The 17,955-nt window shown below is 33.8% G+C and carries 16 protein-coding genes; 13 read left to right on the forward strand and 3 right to left on the reverse strand.

Features of this window, described 5'->3' with window-relative positions; genetic code table 11:
* The first annotated feature begins 111 nt into the window (after positions 1–111).
* Positions 112–558 (forward strand): cupin domain-containing protein, encoded by a 447-nt coding sequence (locus ACP5O9_RS02255; RefSeq protein ID WP_428723364.1) that lies wholly within the window; start codon positions 112–114, stop codon positions 556–558.
* A gap of 92 nt (positions 559–650) precedes the next feature.
* Here ACP5O9_RS02255 and secA read toward each other — a convergent pair whose 3' ends face one another.
* Entirely contained in the window at positions 651–3,293 is a 2,643-nt protein-coding gene (gene secA / locus ACP5O9_RS02260) for a preprotein translocase subunit SecA (protein ID WP_353687049.1), read from the reverse strand.
* A 67-nt stretch (positions 3,294–3,360) separates the two neighbouring features.
* On the opposite strand from secA, the gene ACP5O9_RS02265 reads away from it, so the two are divergent.
* Together ACP5O9_RS02265 and hypD are read left to right on the forward strand one after the other, a co-directional pair.
* Positions 3,361–4,395, forward strand: coding sequence for an Sfum_1244 family protein (locus tag ACP5O9_RS02265; RefSeq protein ID WP_424904586.1), 1,035 nt, complete (start codon positions 3,361–3,363; stop codon positions 4,393–4,395).
* Positions 4,392–5,450, forward strand: coding sequence for a HypD family hydrogenase formation protein (hypD, locus tag ACP5O9_RS02270; RefSeq protein WP_428723365.1), 1,059 nt, complete (start codon positions 4,392–4,394; stop codon positions 5,448–5,450). Before ACP5O9_RS02265 ends, hypD begins: the two co-directional genes overlap by 4 nt.
* Here the strand turns inward: hypD and ACP5O9_RS02275 are convergent.
* Positions 5,447–5,869 carry an OsmC family protein gene (locus ACP5O9_RS02275; protein WP_424904588.1) on the reverse strand — a complete coding sequence of 141 codons (423 nt, stop codon included), beginning with the start codon at positions 5,867–5,869 and terminating at the stop codon, positions 5,447–5,449. The genes hypD and ACP5O9_RS02275 overlap by 4 nt on opposite strands.
* 50 nt (positions 5,870–5,919) lie before the next feature.
* Here ACP5O9_RS02275 and folK point away from each other — a divergent pair, with 50 nt between their 5' ends.
* The 6 genes from folK to ACP5O9_RS02305 all read left to right on the forward strand — a co-directional run bounded on the left by folK (position 5,920) and on the right by ACP5O9_RS02305 (position 11,579).
* The gene (folK, locus tag ACP5O9_RS02280) at positions 5,920–6,372 is read left to right on the forward strand and encodes a 2-amino-4-hydroxy-6-hydroxymethyldihydropteridine diphosphokinase (RefSeq protein ID WP_353687045.1); all 453 of its coding nucleotides are present in this window, start codon (positions 5,920–5,922) and stop codon (positions 6,370–6,372) included.
* Positions 6,373–6,470: 98 nt separating this feature from the next.
* Positions 6,471–7,370, forward strand: coding sequence for a manganese-dependent inorganic pyrophosphatase (locus ACP5O9_RS02285; RefSeq protein ID WP_353687044.1), 900 nt, complete (start codon positions 6,471–6,473; stop codon positions 7,368–7,370).
* Positions 7,371–7,399: 29 nt separating this feature from the next.
* Positions 7,400–8,329, forward strand: coding sequence for an AAA family ATPase (locus ACP5O9_RS02290; RefSeq protein WP_424904589.1), 930 nt, complete (start codon positions 7,400–7,402; stop codon positions 8,327–8,329).
* A 59-nt stretch (positions 8,330–8,388) separates the two neighbouring features.
* The gene (locus tag ACP5O9_RS02295) at positions 8,389–9,183 is read left to right on the forward strand and encodes a DUF58 domain-containing protein (protein WP_428723366.1); all 795 of its coding nucleotides are present in this window, start codon (positions 8,389–8,391) and stop codon (positions 9,181–9,183) included.
* Positions 9,155–11,005: a transglutaminaseTgpA domain-containing protein gene (locus tag ACP5O9_RS02300; protein ID WP_428723367.1), complete on the forward strand. Its 1,851-nt coding sequence runs from the start codon at positions 9,155–9,157 to the stop codon at positions 11,003–11,005. The genes ACP5O9_RS02295 and ACP5O9_RS02300 overlap by 29 nt, the downstream gene beginning before the upstream one ends.
* Complete coding sequence (locus tag ACP5O9_RS02305; RefSeq protein ID WP_428723368.1) at positions 10,986–11,579, forward strand: L-threonylcarbamoyladenylate synthase; 594 nt, start codon at positions 10,986–10,988, stop codon at positions 11,577–11,579. The genes ACP5O9_RS02300 and ACP5O9_RS02305 overlap by 20 nt, the downstream gene beginning before the upstream one ends.
* Here ACP5O9_RS02305 and ACP5O9_RS02310 read toward each other — a convergent pair.
* Positions 11,565–13,673 carry a RelA/SpoT family protein gene (locus tag ACP5O9_RS02310; RefSeq protein ID WP_353687039.1) on the reverse strand — a complete coding sequence of 703 codons (2,109 nt, stop codon included), beginning with the start codon at positions 13,671–13,673 and terminating at the stop codon, positions 11,565–11,567. The genes ACP5O9_RS02305 and ACP5O9_RS02310 overlap by 15 nt on opposite strands.
* Before the next feature lie 38 nt (positions 13,674–13,711).
* Here ACP5O9_RS02310 and murA point away from each other — a divergent pair, with 38 nt between their 5' ends.
* From murA to ACP5O9_RS02330, 4 genes are all read left to right on the forward strand, one after another.
* Positions 13,712–14,962, forward strand: a complete 1,251-nt coding sequence (gene murA / locus ACP5O9_RS02315; RefSeq protein ID WP_428723369.1) for a UDP-N-acetylglucosamine 1-carboxyvinyltransferase — start codon at positions 13,712–13,714, stop codon at positions 14,960–14,962.
* Between the two features lie 65 nt (positions 14,963–15,027).
* Positions 15,028–15,417, forward strand: a complete 390-nt coding sequence (gene gcvH / locus ACP5O9_RS02320; RefSeq protein ID WP_353687037.1) for a glycine cleavage system protein GcvH — start codon at positions 15,028–15,030, stop codon at positions 15,415–15,417.
* On the forward strand, positions 15,417–16,739 hold the full coding sequence (gene lpdA / locus ACP5O9_RS02325) for a dihydrolipoyl dehydrogenase (RefSeq protein WP_428723370.1): 1,323 nt from the start codon (positions 15,417–15,419) through the stop codon (positions 16,737–16,739). The genes gcvH and lpdA overlap by 1 nt, the downstream gene beginning before the upstream one ends.
* Positions 16,740–16,783: 44 nt before the next feature.
* A complete protein-coding gene (locus tag ACP5O9_RS02330; RefSeq protein WP_428723371.1) occupies positions 16,784–17,932 on the forward strand; it encodes a DUF401 family protein in 1,149 nt (382 codons plus the stop codon).
* The last annotated feature ends 23 nt before the right edge of the window (positions 17,933–17,955 follow it).

Consider the following 17,955-nt stretch of genomic DNA (forward strand, 5'->3'; position numbering starts at 1 on the left):
TTAAATTTTGGATTTTCTTAAACATGCTCCCTCCCCTTTATTTCTTTTTTATTGTATAGTCTTAATCTTATAATTTGGACTATAATTATATATAACAGATATAAATATAACATGAATAAGAAAAAAAAGCAACAAAAATATCTTTGTGAACTGCCTTCAGTAAAAAAAATAAAAAAAAGTAAAATAATTAGATTTAAAAATGGAGCATGGCAGGGAATAAAAAGCCTTCCATATAAAGATAAAAAGGGGAACTGGATTTCTATTGAAAGATTTCCTTTAATAAAATCTGATTCAATTAAATTTGAGCTTAGATATTTTGAAATAGCCCCTGGTGGATGCTCCTCTCTTGAGTATCATAAACATTCCCATGTTGTTATATGTCTAAAGGGAAAAGGGAAAGTGCGTCTTGGTAAAAAAAATTACATTTTAAAATATCTTGATATACTCTACATAGCACCTAATGAGATACATCAGCTAATTAATCCTTTTAAGGAGCCTTTTGGATTCCTATGTATTGTTGATTCTCAGCGGGATAAACCTGTTGAAATTAATGAATAATATTCCTGTAAGCTGCTATAAAATTTTTTATTTCTTTGATAAAAATTTCAATATCAGATAAATTTTCCCTCAAAATTTTATACAGTTCCTCATCAAGCATTTTTACCGCAGCATTTTTTATATTTTTTGCCGCTACCGCAGGGACAGGGATCGTTCCGTCCTATTTTTTTAGGTTTTTCAACTGGCCTATTCGCGCCATCTCCACCGCTTCTTTGAATCTTTTGTGTCTTTTGAACTTTAACTTGAGATTCCTCCCTTACCTGAATTTTAAACAGTCTTGTAAGAATGTCTGATATTATATTTCGTGACATCTCCTCAAAAAGTTCAAAAGCTTCTTTTTTATATTCTACAAGAGGATCCTTTTGAGCATATCCTCTAAGTCCAATCCCTTCTTTAATATGGTCTATTGCAAGAAGATGATCCTTCCACTTTGTATCAATAACATGAAGGAAAATCATCTTTTCCACATCACGCATCAATTGAGTTCCAACCTTTGACTCCTTTTGCTCATAGGCTTCCTTAAGTTTTTCATTGAGATACTGTTTTATTTCCTCTTTTGATTTATTGCTTAAATCAACATCAATATCGAATCTTACATTTATCTGCTCCTTAAGTTTCTCAATCCCTTCATCTTGCTCAGATAAATAAAAATCAACCAATTCATCAATTTCCATTTCAAGAAGTTCAAAAACTTTATCTTTCAATGATTCACTTTCAAGAACTTCTTTTCTGAAAGAATAAATCTCTTTTCTCTGACTGTTCATAACATCGTCATATTTAAGCAGATGTTTTCTTATATCAAAGTTGTGGGCTTCCACTCTTTTCTGAGCATTTTCAATTGCCTTTGAAACCATTTTGTTTTCTATTGGAGTGTCATCTTCAATTTTCAAAAAATGCATAAGATTCTGAAGTCTTTCTCCACCAAAAAGCCTCAGAAGTTCATCTTCAAGAGAAAGATAAAAACGGGAAGAACCAGGATCACCCTGTCTTCCTGCCCTACCTCTTAGCTGATTGTCAATTCTGCGGGATTCATGTCTTTCTGTACCAATTATATGAAGACCACCAAGTGAGACAACTTTTTCGTGCTCTTTTTCGCAAATTTCCTTGGCTTTTTTTAAAGCCTCTGTGAACTCTTCTTCAGTGTAGTTTTTTCCATTAAGCATTTCCCTCGCCAGAAATTCAGGATTTCCACCAAGAAGTATATCCGTTCCTCTGCCTGCCATGTTTGTTGCAATTGTTACAGCACCAATTCTTCCAGCCTGGGCAACAATTTCAGCTTCTTTATCATGATACTTGGCATTTAAAACATTGTGGGGAATTCCCTTTTTCTTAAGCATTCTACTGAGTAGTTCAGACTTTTCTATTGATGTTGTTCCAACCAGCACAGGTCTTCCTGTTTTATAACATTCTTCAATTTCTCTTACAACTGCTTCGTATTTTGCTTTTTCAGTTTTATAGACTGAATCTGGATAATCAATTCTTATCATAGGTTTATGGGTAGGAATTACGACAACTTCAAGATTGTATATCTCTGCAAACTCAGCTGCTTCTGTGTCGGCTGTTCCTGTCATTCCGGCAAGTTTTTTATACATTCTAAAGTAATTCTGAAAGGTTATTGTAGCAAGTGTTTGATTTTCCGCCTCTATTTTTAATCCTTCCTTTGCCTCAATAGCCTGATGAAGCCCATCAGACCAGCGTCTTCCTGGAAGAAGTCTTCCTGTAAATTCATCAACAATAATAACTTTTCCATCTTTTACAACATAGTCAACATCTTTTTTAAAAAAGTAATGAGCTCTTATAGCCTGATTAATATGATGCACTATCTGAATATTAGAAGGATCATAGAGATTGTCTATTCCAAGTAGTTTTTCCGATTTACGAGAACCCTGCTCTGTAAGCACCACTGTCTTTAGCTTTTCATCAAGTTTGAAGTCTTCATCAGGTTTCAGGTATTTGATAATTCTATTTACAGCGTAGTAAATATCCGTTGATTCTTCTGAAGGGCCTGAAATAATAAGAGGTGTTCTTGCTTCATCTATGAGAATACTGTCAACTTCATCAACAATTGCATAGTTAAGCTCTCTCTGACAGAGTTCATCAACATTGTAAACCATATTGTCTCTGAGATAGTCAAAACCGAATTCATTATTTGTTCCATAGGTAATGTCTGCAGCATAGGCTTGTTTTTTACTGCAAGGGCGAAGCCTGTCAAAGCGTTTATCAGCAACTCTGTAAGTGGGATCATAAACAAATGAGGCATCAGGCTGAATTACACCAACACTAAGCCCTAAAAAATTATAAATTGGCCCCATCCACTGAACATCTCTTCTTGCAAGATAATCATTAACTGTCACAACATGAACACCTTTGCCTTCCAGCGCATTTAAATATGCAGCCAGAGTTGCAACAAGGGTTTTACCTTCTCCTGTTTTCATTTCTGCAATTTTGCCCTCGTGAAGCACAATTCCACCCACAAGCTGAACATCAAAATGGCGCATTCCAAGAGTTCTTTTTGCAACTTCCCTGACTACTGCAAAGGCTTCTCTTAAGAGATCATCAAGGGATTCACCTTTTGAAAGTCTTTCTTTAAATTCTTCAGTTTTGGCTTTTAATGCTTCATCGGAAAGCTTGGAAATTTCAGGCTCAATTGCATTGATTTCCTCAACGATTTTGAAATATCTTTTAAGTTCTCTTTCATTCTTTGTTCCAAAAATTTTTTCCAGAATTTTTACCATAAATGTATCTTAAAATACCGTAACTCATTAATTCAAGAAAAACCTTCCAATATGGTATGATAAAACTATGTTAAATCCAGATTTTTTAAAAACAGTAAGTTTTAATTGCGATGTGTCAGATGCCAATTACTGGGGTTATTTTTCAATCTGTACACTACTACTTCGTCTTAGAGAGCTTTTCAAAATTGAAAGAGGACTTGAACCATGGGATAGGATAAGCAATGATGAGATACTTCCGTGGATTGAAAGAAAAGAAGCAGTCTGGAAAAAGCTTGAAAATGCCTCTTTAATTCCAGTTCAAATTAATGGTAAATTTTATTCACCCTTCGATATTGAAGAAATAAACAGCATTATTGTAAACAATGGCTTTGTTTACGGAGCTGGTTTTGCCTTATTTATGAAACCGAGCTTTTTTATTGGCTTAATTCACAGATTTGAAAAAGTTGAGGGGTATGATGTTTATTTCATTGAAAAAGAAATTGTAAGAGATATCTTTTCCTCGCCAGGGATGAGTGTTGGTCATACAGTTTTCATAAGATTAACAGATATAAAATACAGGTTATGGGAAAATTTGCAGAGCTGGAGGGGGAAAAACAGTCATGAATTTCTCTTAAAATCTGGAATTCTCCATGAATATCAAATTTCTTCTAAGGAATTTCAAAAGATTATTGATACATATTCAAAAATAGTCCTTTATCACGAAATAGCAGAACAGGAATTGAATTCCTCTTGCTGGAATGAAATGATAAAAAAATGTGATAATTCAAAAACAGAACATATCTTAAGAGGAATTTTAGACTTTGTTGCTGATTTCTCAGAAAAAGGACCTGTGCATAAAGCCTCTCTTGAAAGAAATAAAGAGCTTCTCAGTTTATACATACTTACGCAAGGTGCTTATCAAAAGAAGATACTTAACAATGTTTTTTTGCAGATACAACAAGCACTCATCTCAGAGGACTGGCAGAAAATTGAAGAAATAAGAAATATAGAGTTTAACAGATGGAAGAATAATCATAAACAAATACTGGAAATTTTTAAATTGCAAGGCTTTGATGGAGTTAAAACTCTAACTGATAAAATATTTGAAGGAGGAATAAATTGAAAGAATTTATTGAAACAATTGAAAAACTATCAAAAAAAATCCAAAGACAGATAAATCTAATGGAAGTCTGTGGAACTCATACAGTATCAATATTCAGACATGGCATAAGAAGTTTGATCCCTTCAAATATAAAACTGCTGAGTGGTCCTGGATGTCCTGTTTGCGTAACTCCAATACAAGACATTGACAGAATGCTTTACATCGCAAAACAGCCCAATGTGATTCTGACAACCTTTGGAGATATGATGAGGGTGCCGGGAAGCGATGGCTCTCTTTATAAAGCAAAAGCTGAAGGAGCTGATGTTCGAATGGTTTACTCCCCATTGGATGCATTAAAAATTGCTCAGGAAAATAAAGATAAAAAAATAGTATTTTTTGCAGTAGGATTTGAAACAACCTCACCTCTTATAGCAGCTACAGTTGCCGTTGCAGAAGACAAAAAAATTGACAATTTTTACATTTATTCAGTTCATAAATTAGTTCCACCAGCACTTGAAGTTCTGGTAAATACAAAGGAACTCAAACTTGATGGGTTTATTCTCCCGGGTCATGTAAGCACAATAATTGGGAGTAAACCATATGAATTTATTGTATCAAAATACAAAAAAGCTTGCGTAATCACAGGATTTGATGCCGATGATATTTTGCAGGCAATAACTATGTTACTGAAACAAATTTTAGAAGATGACCCAAGAATAGAGATACAGTATAAAGATGCTGTAAAACCGGAAGGTAATCCAAAGGCAATTGAATTTATAAACATGTATTTTGAACCATTTGATAGTAACTGGCGAGGCATTGGAGTAATTCCTAAGAGTGGTCTTAAACTTAAGAAAGAGTATTCACATAGAGATGCTGAAAAAGTTTTTGATATTCCTCCAATCAACTCAAAGGAACCAAGGGGATGTCAATGTGGAGCTGTCCTGAGAGGAGTTAAACTCCCACCTGAATGTCCTTTATTTGGAAAAATCTGCACTCCTCAGAATCCTGTTGGAGCATGCATGGTCAGCTCAGAAGGAAGCTGTGCAGCCTATTATAAATATGGAGGAAATTAATCTACATTAACAATTTTGTATGAATGAATTATCTTTGCCGAATGCTCTAAAGTTGCCTTAACAGAGCAGTATTTTTCCATGCTCAGTTGAACAGCTCTTTTTACAGCCTCTTCTGAAAGATTTCTCCCTTTAATGATAAATTCAATTTCTATTTCAGTAAATCTTTTTGGATATTCTTCAGCCTGCTTCCCTTGAATATTTATCTCTATATCTCTTACATCCTGCTTTTTCTTTGCAAGAATTGAAGCAATATCCATGCCACTGCATCCTCCCAATCCAACAAGCAATAGCTCCATTGGACGCATCCCTGTATTTTCACCACCATAATCTGGACTTCCATCCATAACAATAGCATGACCTGTGCCAGATTGTCCTACAAACTGTAATCCCCCTGCCCATTTTACCTTTGCCTTAAGCATAAAATCCTCCTTGATGAATTTTTTTAATTTTACCATTAAAATAATTTTTAATGCATAGAGTTTTTCTTTCTATAGGCTCAAATATCGGTGAAAAGGAAAAAAACTGTCTTCAGGCTATTGCCATTCTTGAACAGTCAGGGTTGATTATTAATAAAAAATCTTCCATTTATATTACAAAACCTTGGGGATTTAAAAATCAGCCAGATTTTGCAAACATGGCTGTTGAAGCATTTACTGATTTTGATCCTCGGGAACTTCTTCAATTAATTAAAAAAATTGAAAAACAAATGGGACGTAAGAGCACAATAAAATATGGTCCAAGAATCATAGACATAGACATCATTTTTTACGATAATCTTATCTATGAAAGTGAAAACCTGAATATTCCTCATCCATTGATGCATAAAAGATACTTTGTCTTAAAACCACTGGTAGAAATAGCTCCGGATTTTGTTCATCCTGTTTTGGGTTTAACAATAAAAGAGCTGTTTGACAATCTTTAATAATTCTATTTTAAATTTTAATGGCTTTTTTCTTGACATTTTGCTGTTGAAATTGTCAAAATTTTACAATTTTAAAAAAATTTTAAGGAGGGAAAACTATGAGTGATATTTATGTCATCGGCCATAAGGCACCAGACACAGACACAGTGTGTTCAGCGATTGTTTATGCAGGGATTAAAGGTTACAAGCCAGCAACAGCAGGACCAATTAATGAAGAAACAGAGTTTGCATTAAAACAATTTGGAGTTGCTGCACCTGAAATTTTAGAAAATGCCTCTGGTAAAACACTTGTATTAGTGGATCATAATGAGCCTGGTCAGAGGGTTGATGGAGCAGAAAAAATACTTGCAATCATTGACCATCACAAGATGAATTTTAATTATCCTGATCCAATCTTTATTCATGTTGAGCCTGTTGGAAGCACAGCAACAGTTATTGCAAAAATGTTTCCCAATGAAGTAAAAGCAAACAAAACATATGCTGGATTGCTTCTAAGTGCAATTCTCTCTGATACAGTTATCTTCAAATCTCCAACAACTACTGAAGAAGACAAAAAAATAGCTCAGGAGCTTGCCCAAGTAGCAGGAGTTTCAGACATTACAAAATTTGGAGTTGATCTCAAAAAGGCAAAGGCAAGCATTAAAGGGAAACCAGTTGCTGATGTTGTTCATGTTGACTTCAAAGATTATGACTTTAAGGGTAAAAAAGTTGGCATTGGTCAGACAGAAGTTGTTGATATTGAAGAAGTTTATGAGCGCAAGGATGAATTTGTTAAGTATCTTAATGAGCTTAAAAACAGCAAAGGCTATGACATGGTAATATTTATGGCAACTGACATTATAAAAGAAGGAACAGAACTTTATTATGTTGGCAATTCTGCAATAATTGAAAAAGCCTTTAATGTTAAAGTAAGCGGTCCTTCTGTATGGCTCCCCGGTGTAATGTCCCGTAAAAAACAGGTAGCACCACCTGTTGAAAAGGTTTATCTGGAAGGTTAAAATAAAAGAGGGGGTTAATCCCCCTCTTTATGATTGAAAAAATAAAGAATCAAAAAATTCTTCAGATTGTTGAAAATCTTCAAAGTTGCCTTCAGGGTAAAGAAAAGGCGATCATTCTTTCTTTAATTGCCATATTTTCAAAAGGGCATCTTCTTATAGAGGATTTTCCAGGACTTGGTAAAACCTCTTTGGCTATCGCTCTGTCAAAAGCTTTAAATTTAAGCTTTGGCAGAATTCAATGCACAAATGATCTTCTTCCAACAGACATTACAGGGCTTTCAATTTACAGTAAGAATACTTCTGATTTTGAGTTCAAACCCGGTCCAATTTTTAATAACATTGTTTTGGTAGACGAAATAAACAGGGCAACACCAAAAACTCAGTCTGCTCTTCTTGAAGCAATGGCAGAAGAACAGGTTACAGTTGATGGAAAAACCTTTAAACTTCCAAAGCCATTTTTTGTAATCGCAACCCAGAATCCAATTGAAATTTATGGAACATTTCCTCTGCCTGAAAGCCAGCTTGACAGATTTATGATGAAAATAAGCATTGGTTATCCAGACAGGGAATCAGAAAAGCAAATTCTTAAAGAAGGAAGTTCAAGAGAAAATTTATATAAACTTAGTCCTGCCATTGAAAAAGAAGAAATAATAAAAATTCAGAATGAAATAAAGCAGATTTATATCTCTGAAAAAATCATTAACTGGATTATTGATTTTGCTCACGCTACAAGACAGGATAGCCGAATTCTTTTAGGCATTTCTACAAGAGCTGCTCTGGCAATTACTGTTACTGCAAAAGCCTATGCATATTTTAGTGGAAGAGACTATGTAATTCCCGAAGATGTAAAAGAAATGATTCCCTTTGTGGTGCCTCATCGCGTTATACTTAGAGAAGAGGAAACATCAAAACAAGAGGTGATATCATCAATCTTGCAAAATATTTCAACTCCACCGTAAAAATTACAAATACTGGCTGGATATATATTGCAATCACTCTTTTAATAGGCTTTGGAGCAGTGAATACAGGAAACAATCTATTGTTTTTGATAGTTTCTTTTCTCTTGAGTATTATGGCTTTGAGTGGTATTGTTTCCTTTTTTAATCAAAAAAATATTGAACTTTCCATATTGCTTCCAAAGGATATCTTTGCCTTAAGACCTGCAAGTTTCAGAATAAGAGCAAAAAATAAATATTTTTTCGGACTTTTTCTTTTAAGAATCAAAGTTTTTAATGAGGAAGCAGTTATTTCTTACCTGAAAGGAGAAAAAATTTTTATTGTAAATTTAACATTTCCTGAAAGAGGCAAACATACTATCAATGAAATAATAATTTCATCATACTTTCCCTTTTATTTCTTTAGAAGAACAAGAGCTCTTCCAGTAAACCTTGAATTTACAGTATTTCCCTATCCTTTAAAATGTGATATATCCTTTTTGATTGCAGAAGGAAAAGCAAAGATAGATTCAACTATTTCCAAAGGAAAATCATATGAAGGTGAAGTCACTGGAGTGAGAGCTTACAGTCATGGAGATCCCCTAAAATACATCCACTGGAAAGCAACTGCTAAAACATCTTCTCTTAAAACAAAAGAGTTTTCACCTCCTGCAGGAAACCCTGTAGTTGTTAATTTAAGCGATTTTTCAGGTAACCTTGAAGAAAAAATCAGTAAAACAACCTATGCTTTAATTGAGCTTACAAAGATGGGAAATCCTATAGGATTAAAGCTTGACAATGAATTTTATCCTCCAGAAACAGGACATTCTCACTTAAGGAGAATGCTTTATGCTCTTGCAGTTTATAAATCAAAGTAAAGCTCAGAATATAATTTTTATGCTCAGTATCACAATTGCACTGATACCTTTTACAGCTATCTTCTCATACATTTCTACTTATGTGAATTTTATATTTCTCTTGATAGTTATTGTTTCTATATTTTTACATATAAAAAAAATTTTTTTACCTGTATGGCTACTTAATTTCATATCCATTGGCTTAATTATTATGCCCTTTTTAAGTTTTTCATTAGAGGATATTCTTTTGCCATCAATAGAGGCTTTGACGCTCATTCTTTCAATAAGATTTCTTAGCAAAAAAAGCTCAAGAGAGTATTTACAGATTTACCTTCTTTCCCTGCTTTTACTTGGAAGTTCTTCACTTTTTAATATTTCATGGATATTTCTCATAAGAGTTCTTCTGATGCTTGTCTTCACAATTTTTGCCATCTTGCTTCTTACATACATGAAGGAAGTTAAGGAAGATTTTATAAATTTTGAGAAATTTATAAATCTTTTTAAAGTTGCCATCTTTATCTCCGTTGTCTCAGTTCCTTTAAGTGCATTATTTTTTATTATTCTGCCAAGGACGCCTGTTCCCCTTATGGATATAGGTTTTAGCAAAACAAAAACAGGATTTTCTTCCACTGTAAATCTTGGTTCTGTAAGTGATATAGAAGAAGACAAAACAATCATAATGAGAGTAAAGATGGAAAGATTATCTCAGGAACTTTACTGGAGAGTAATTACATTTGATAACTTTGATGGTAAAAGATGGCATAAAAGAGTTTCTGAGAAAGATAGTGCTACCATTTATGGAGAAAAAATAAACTATAATGTAACTTTAGAACCACTCACAGAACAGTATCTTCCAGTGCTGGATTATCCATTAAAGATTTACATGCCAGATGCTGCTCTTGAGTATCCAGGAATTTACAGAATGAAATTTTCACCTGAGAAAACAATAAAGTACTCTGCCACATCTTTTGTAAATTATCATTTAAAAGAAGCTTCTGTTTCATCTGCTTATCTTGAAATTCCTGAGATTGTCTCAGAAAAAATTATAAATCTCACACAAAAAATTACATCGCAGGCATTAAGCAAAAAAGAAATAGCAGAAAGCATATTAAAATATTTAACTAATTATCAATACACTTTGAAGGATCTTCCAACAGGTGACAATCCTGTTGAAGATTTTTTATTCAACAAGAAAAAAGGAAACTGCGAATACTTTGCAACAGCTATGGCGTTAATGCTCAGAATTAAAGGTATTCCATCAAGAGTTGTGGGAGGATTTAAAGGAGGAACTTATAATGAATTTGGAGGATATTACATAGTAAGAGCCTCTGATGCTCATTTATGGGTTGAGGCATGGATTGATGGACAGTGGCATAGATTTGATCCATCAGGGAAAATGTATAGAACTCATGAGTCTGTTATTTTCCATCTAATTGATTATCTCTGGAACAATATTGTTCTTGATTATGATATAAAGGCTCAGTTTAAATTAGCAAAATCCATAAAGATTCCAAAGATTAAAATTACCAGAGAAATTCTTTTAATTATACTGGCTACAGGTATTTTTTATGGCTTTCTTAAAATCTATCAATATTTCAACAAAAAAAGAGACCTGTTAAACAGATTTTTTAGTATAATGGAAAAAAAGGGATTTGAAAGAAAAAAATATGAAGGATTGGAAGAGTTTGTTTCTAAAATAGATAATTCTGAAATAAAATTGAAAGCGGAAAAATTTGTCAAAGAATACGAAAAAATATATTTTAAAGATAGAGAAATCTCAAAAGAAGAACATAAAAAACTTAAAGCATTACTTGAAGAATTAAATGAAACTCGTAAGAACTGAAGAAATAAACATAGAAGAAGTTCTTAAAATTCTTGACAATAATGGGATAATAATCTATCCCACTGAAACTCTTTACGGAATAGGAGCAAAATATAACAGCAAAAGAAATCTAAAAAAAATTTTTGAAATCAAGAAAAGACCAGAAGAAAAAAGCTTTCCATTGATTGTAAATTTAAAACATCTTGAGATGGTTACTGAATTTATACCCTCTGTAGCACAAAAGCTTATTGAAAAGTTCTGGCCTGGTCCTTTGACCCTGCTTTTACCAGCAAGAAAAAATCTACCTGAAGAAATAACAAAAGATGGAAAAATAGCAGTCAGAATGCCAGGAGAGTCTTTTGCATTAAAATTAATTCAAAAATCTCCATTCCCTATTACAGCAACTTCGGCAAATATTTCAGGTTTTCCTCCAGCAGACCGCATTGAAACTGTAATTGAGTATTTCAAAGAAGCACCTATTGATCTTATCATTGATGGAGGGAAACTCCCTGGAATACCTTCAACAATTGTAGATACAACAGTTGAGCCTCCCGTAGTAATAAGAAAAGGTGCTGTGGAGCTATCTTTTCACTGATAAAACTTCGCTGATCTGTGATATTTTATTGATAATATCTGAAAGATGTGCTCTGTCTTTTACTTCAATAGTAAAATCAATTAGTGCTCTTTTGTCAGATGTGGAGTTAGCTTTTACCTGAGTTATATTAACCTGATTTGTCGACAAAAGCCCTGTAAGTGTGGCAAGAATACCTGGTTTATCAACGCATTCTATGCTAATTTTTGTTTGAACTTTTGAACTGTCATCAGCTGTCCAGAATACCTCTATTAATCTATCAGGCTCCATATGCTTAACATTTATGCAATCTTTTCTGTGAACTGAAATGCCCTTTCCTCTTGTAATAAAGCCTATTATTTCATCTCCTGGTACAGGCATGCAACACTTTGCTATGTGATATAAGACTTCATCTACTCCTTTAAGAGAAATAAACTGTTTATGGTCTTTTCTATTACTGGTTTTTTTTGCAATAACAAATTCTTCCTGTGGAATCTCAGGAGACAATCTATTTACAACCTGATGAACAGATATTTTTCCGTGTCCTATAAGAAGATACAAATCTTCCACAGACTGAACAGAAAAATCCTGCAGCACTTTTTCAATTTTTTCATTTTTAAGGATCGCTGTTTGAATTCCCTGTTTACGCAACTCTGCTTCAAGTAACTGCTTGCCTATGTCAATTCCCTGTTGTCTTTCTTCCTGTCTGAGAAAATACTTTATTCTGTTTTTTGCTCTCTGAGTAACAACAAATTGTAACCAGTCTTTTCTTGGTTTTTGATGGGGGCTTGTTATTATTTCAACCACATCACCACTTTGAAGTTGATAATTAAGTGGAACTATTCTCCCATTAACCTTAGCGCCTGCACATTTAGCTCCTACTTCAGAATGTATTGCATAGGCAAAATCTACTGGTGTTGAACCAACTGGAAGTTCTTTCACATCTCCTTTTGGTGTGAAAACATAGATTGTATCAGGCACAACCTCAGCTTTTACTGCATCAAGAAGTTCTTTTGGATCAGATATCTCTTTAATTAAATCCCTGAGCCATGAGACAAGCTTTGCTTCTCTTTCAGTTAAATCCTTTCTTTCTTTATACCTCCAGTGAGCAGCGATACCCTCTTCAGCAATTATATCCATCTCCTCTGTTCTAATCTGAAATTCCACTCTTTCTCCACCTGGCCCTATAACAGTTGTATGAAGGGACTGATAATAATTTGATTTTGGAAGACTTATAAAATCTTTAAATCGTCCTGGTATCAGTGTCCACAGGGAATGAATAATACCTAAAATATCATAACAATGAGGCACTGTATCAGTAATAATCCTTATTCCTATGACATCATAAACCTGCTCAAAAGAGATTTTTTGTTTAATCATTTTCTGATATATTCCAAAGTAGTGTTTTACTCTTCCATATATCTTAAAGGGAATATTCATTGCTTTAATTTTCTCTGAAAGAATTTTTATAACATTGTCAATATATGCTTGCTGATCTTCCTTTCTTTTTGCTACTTTTTTAACAAGGTCCTCATATTTCTCAGGATAAAGAACCTTAAAAGAAAGATCTTCAAATTCAGTGCGCATCCATCCAATTCCAAGTCTGTTTGCAAGGGGAGCATATATCTCAAGGGTTTCCTTTGCTATTCTTTTCTGTTTTTCTACAGGAAGAAACTCAATTGTTCTCATATTATGCAATCGATCAGCAAATTTTATTAAAATAACTCTTATATCCTTTGACATAGCAAGGAACATCTTCCTGAAACTTTCTGCTTGAGCCTCCTCTACAGTAGAAAACTGAAGTTTACTTAACTTTGTAACAGCATCTACTAAAAAAGCAACATCAGGATTAAAAATTTCTTTTATATCATCAATTGTCATTTCAGCATCCTCAACAGTATCATGAAGAAGTCCTGCAGCAATTGTGGTTGAGTCAAGTTTCATATCAGCAAGTATATCTGCCACAGCCAGAGGATGGTATATGTAAGGAATTCCTTCTTTTCTTATCTGAGCACAATGAGCTTCTCGTGAAAAAATATAAGCCTTTTTAATAAGTTCAATATTTGCATGAGGTCTATACTGTAAAACCTTTTTAATTACATCATCTATTGTAAGCATATTTTCTTAACCTCTTATTTTAGTTTAATATATTTAACATGGATAAGCTACTTATTTTTGGTGGAATGCCATTAAAAGGGACAGTTACAATAAGTGGAGCAAAAAATGCTGCCCTTCCAATCATGGCATCTACCCTTCTTGCTCAAGGAGTGCATAATCTAAAAAAAATTCCAAGACTAAAGGATGTTTTAACAATGACAGAACTTATAAAAACAATGGGAGGAACAGTTGAATTTAATGAGATTTGTAAAATAGACACAACGGGAATAAATAAGTTTGAAGCCTCTTATGATTTGGTCAAAACAATGCGAGCATCAATCCTTGTGCTTGGACCTCTTGTAGCAAGATTTGGTAGAGCAAAAGTCTCTTTGCCAGGGGGATGTGCAATTGGAGCAAGACCTGTAAATCTTCATTTAGCAGGGTTGGAAAAAATGGGAGCTAAGATATCCCTTGAAGAAGGTTACATAATTGCCAAAGCATCAAGACTTAAAGGAGCAAAAATATATTTTGACATTCCAACAGTAACTGGAACAGAAAATCTCATGATGGCTGCAACACTGGCAAAGGGCATTACAGTTCTTGAAAATGCTGCAAAAGAGCCAGAAATTGTTGACCTTGCAAACTATTTAATACTCATGGGAGCTAAAATACAAGGTGCTGGAACAAGCATTATCCAAATAGAAGGAGTAAACGAACTTAAACCTCCTCATGAATACGAAATTATTCCTGACAGAATAGAAACAGGCACATTTATTGCAATTGCTGGAGCCTGTGGGGCAGATATAACACTTAAAGGATGTAGAATTGACCACATTGATGCTATAATGGTGAAAATGAAAGATACTGGAGTAAGTTTTAAACAAACAAAAGATGGCTTGAGAGTAATTGGACCGAAAAGACCTCAGGCTGTTGACGTAAAAACAATGCCTTATCCAGGATTTCCCACTGATATGCAGGCACAGTTTATGGCAATGATGACTATTGCTAATGGAACAAGCGTAATAAAAGAAACGATCTTTGAAAACAGATTCATGCATGTGGCAGAGCTGAGAAGAATGGGAGCAGATATAACAGTAGAAGGTAATACTGCTACAGTTCGTGGAGTAAAAAAACTCAAAGGTGCTCCTGTAATGGCAACTGACTTAAGAGCATCAGCTTCACTTGTGATAGCAGGGTTAATTGCTGAAGGAGAAACAATTATTGACAGAATTTACCATCTTGACAGGGGTTATGAAGAACTTGATAAAAAGCTCATTCAACTTGGTGCAGAGATAAAAAGAATAAAATAGACTTGACAAATTATTTCCTGTCAAATTAAATAATCAGAATAAAAACTTTTTCAAATGGAGGGAAAATGACTTTAGAAAATTACAAATTTCACAAAGAGCATACCTGGGTGAAACTATCAGGTAGAAGTAAAAAAGTAAAAGTTGGAATCACTGATTATGCACAGGAATCTCTTGGAGATATTATTTACATTGAGCTTCCAGAGGTTGATACCCATATTGAAGCAGGTACTGAAATGGCAGAGATTGAGTCAACAAAAACATCTTCTCCTGTAATAGCTCCAGTAAACGGCACAGTAGTTGAAGTAAATGAAGAATTAATTGACCATCCAGAAATTATTAACGAAGACCCTTATGGAAAAGGCTGGATTGCTGTTATTGAAATGGATAATCCTCAGGAATTGGAAGAGTTAATGGATTATGAAGAGTATGAAAGTTATCTTGAAGAAGAAAGATAATGAAAGCCACTGTAATCGGAGGAGGTCCTGCTGGTTATGTCTCTGCCCTTGTTATGAGAAGACTGGGGGCAGAGGTATTTCTTATTGAAAAAGAAGAAATCGGTGGAACATGCCTTAATAGAGGATGCATTCCTACAAAAACAATAATTCATAATCTTAAACATGCTTGTTCCTCAATTGACTTAGAGATTTTAATGGAAAAAAAAGACAAAATTGTGGATACTCAAAAAAAAGGACTTATGATGCTGCTGAAGCAAACAGGAGTAAAAATTGTTCAATCAGAGGCAGAATTAGTTAATCCTAAAACAGTGTTTTTAAAAAACACGCAAGAAACAATTCAGGCAGACAAAATAATCATTGCTACAGGATCAAGGCCTCGAGAACTTCCAATGCTTAATTTTGATGGAGAAAAAATACTCTCAAGTGATGATCTATGGATGCTTAAAAAAATACCTAAATCAATTACAATAATTGGTGCAGGAGCCATAGGATGTGAATTTGCATGGATATTTTACCTTCTTGGAAGCAAGGTAACTCTTGTAGAGCTAATGCCAAGAGTCCTACCAATGGAAGATGAAGATGTCTCCAAGGAAGTAGAAAAGCTCTTTAAAAAAAGAAAAATAGAGTTTTACACTGCAGTAAAAATTGAAGATTTAAAGAAGATGGATAATTCAGTTCAGATAACCCTCTCAAATGGAAAAATTGTTACATCAGAGATTGTTCTTGTCTCTGTTGGAAGAGCTTTTAATACTGAGTGCATTAAAACTTCTGAAATCAAGATTGGCAGTAAAAAAGAGATTGTTGTAAATGAAAGAATGCAAAGCAATGTTGAAAACATCTTTGCAGCTGGTGATGTTACAGGACAGTGGTTACTTGCACATGTAGCCTACAGAGAAGCAGAAGTAGCTGCAAAAAATGCTATGGGATACAATGAAAAAATGGACTACAGCGTCATTCCTTCAACAATTTTTACAGTTTCAGAAGTTGGTTCAGTGGGATTAAAGGAAAAAGAAGCAACAGAAAAAGGAATCAATATTAAAAAAGGAATTTTCCCATTCAGAGCCTCTGGTAAAGCTCATATTATTGAAGAAATTGATGGATTTGTAAAGGTAATTGCAGATAGGGATTCTGACACTATTGTTGGAGCTCACATTGTAGGAGCAGATGCTTCTGAACTTATTCATGAACTTGCAGTTGCTGTAAAACTTAAAGCAAAAGCAAAACAGTTAAAGGATTTAATTCATTCACACCCTACTCTTTCTGAATGCGTTGGTGAGGCACTGAAAGACCTTTTTGATGAGGCAATTCACAAAATAAAATGATTGATATCCTCAAAGTTTCTTTTATTTTTCTTTTTATTCTCTTTTTGCTCAGAAAGAAAATAAGTATTGGATATGCTCTATTAGCTGGTTCTTTGATATTTTTAATTTTTTATTCCTTTGATTTTAAAAGTTTACCATACAAACTTATCAAAAGTTTTACTTCTTCTACTTCCATAAACCTTTTTCTCTCACTTACTCTTATAAAATCCTTTGAGTATGCTTTAAGACAAACAGGATTAATGCAAAAAATGACAGAAGCATCTCAAACTCTGCTTACAAATAAAAAACTTTCAATACTTTCAATGCCTCTTATAATTGGAATGTTACCATCCCTTGGAGGTGCTTATCTTTCAGCACCGATGGTTGATTCAGCCACCAAAAATCTTGAGATGTCAAAGGAAGAAAAAGCATTCATAAACTACTGGTATAGACATCCATGGGAGCTTGTTCTACCTCTCTATCCTGGAGTGGTTCTTGCATCAGCTATTTCAGGAATTTCCTTAAGAAAACTCATACTGTTAAATCTTCCAGCTGCTTTAATTCTCTTTATTTCAGGTTTCTTCTTAAGCATGCATGGAGTAAAGAATGAAAAAAAAGCAAGTAAAAACGTTTCTCTTAAAATTTTATCAAGCTTTACACCAATAGTTCTGGTTCTTCTGCCTGTAATAATTTTCAAAATTGACCTTTTCATTGCTCTTATAGCAAATATTTTGATAGTATGCCTTTATCATAAAAAAACAATTAAAAAAACTCTATCAATCATAAAATATGGCTTTACCTATGATGTTTTCCTGCTTGTTGCTGGAGTAATTATTTTTAAAGAGATGCTTCAAGCCTCAGGTGCTGTAGATGGAATAGCTAAAGCAATAACCCAATCTGGAATTCCCTACCTGGTTGTTTTTATAACACTTCCTTTACTCATCGGACTTATTACAGGAATAAGCATAGGATTTGTTGGAAGCACATTTCCTTTGCTTACGCATCTAAAAGAAACATTACCCTATGAAATCTCCATTGCCTTTGTGTCAGGATATGTAGGAGTACTTCTGTCTCCTCTTCATCTTTGTTTGATTCTTACAAGAGAATACTTTAAAGCAGATATGATAGGAATTTACAGAAAAATCATTTCTGGTTGCATTGTAATATTTTTTGCTGCATTGATTGAATTTGTTGTTTTGAGATATTATAGTTAAACTCTATTTATAAAGGAGGCTTT

The sequence above is a fragment of the Thermodesulfovibrio sp. genome (assembly GCF_049969575.1).
Lineage (GTDB): Bacteria > Nitrospirota > Thermodesulfovibrionia > Thermodesulfovibrionales > Thermodesulfovibrionaceae > Thermodesulfovibrio > Thermodesulfovibrio obliviosus.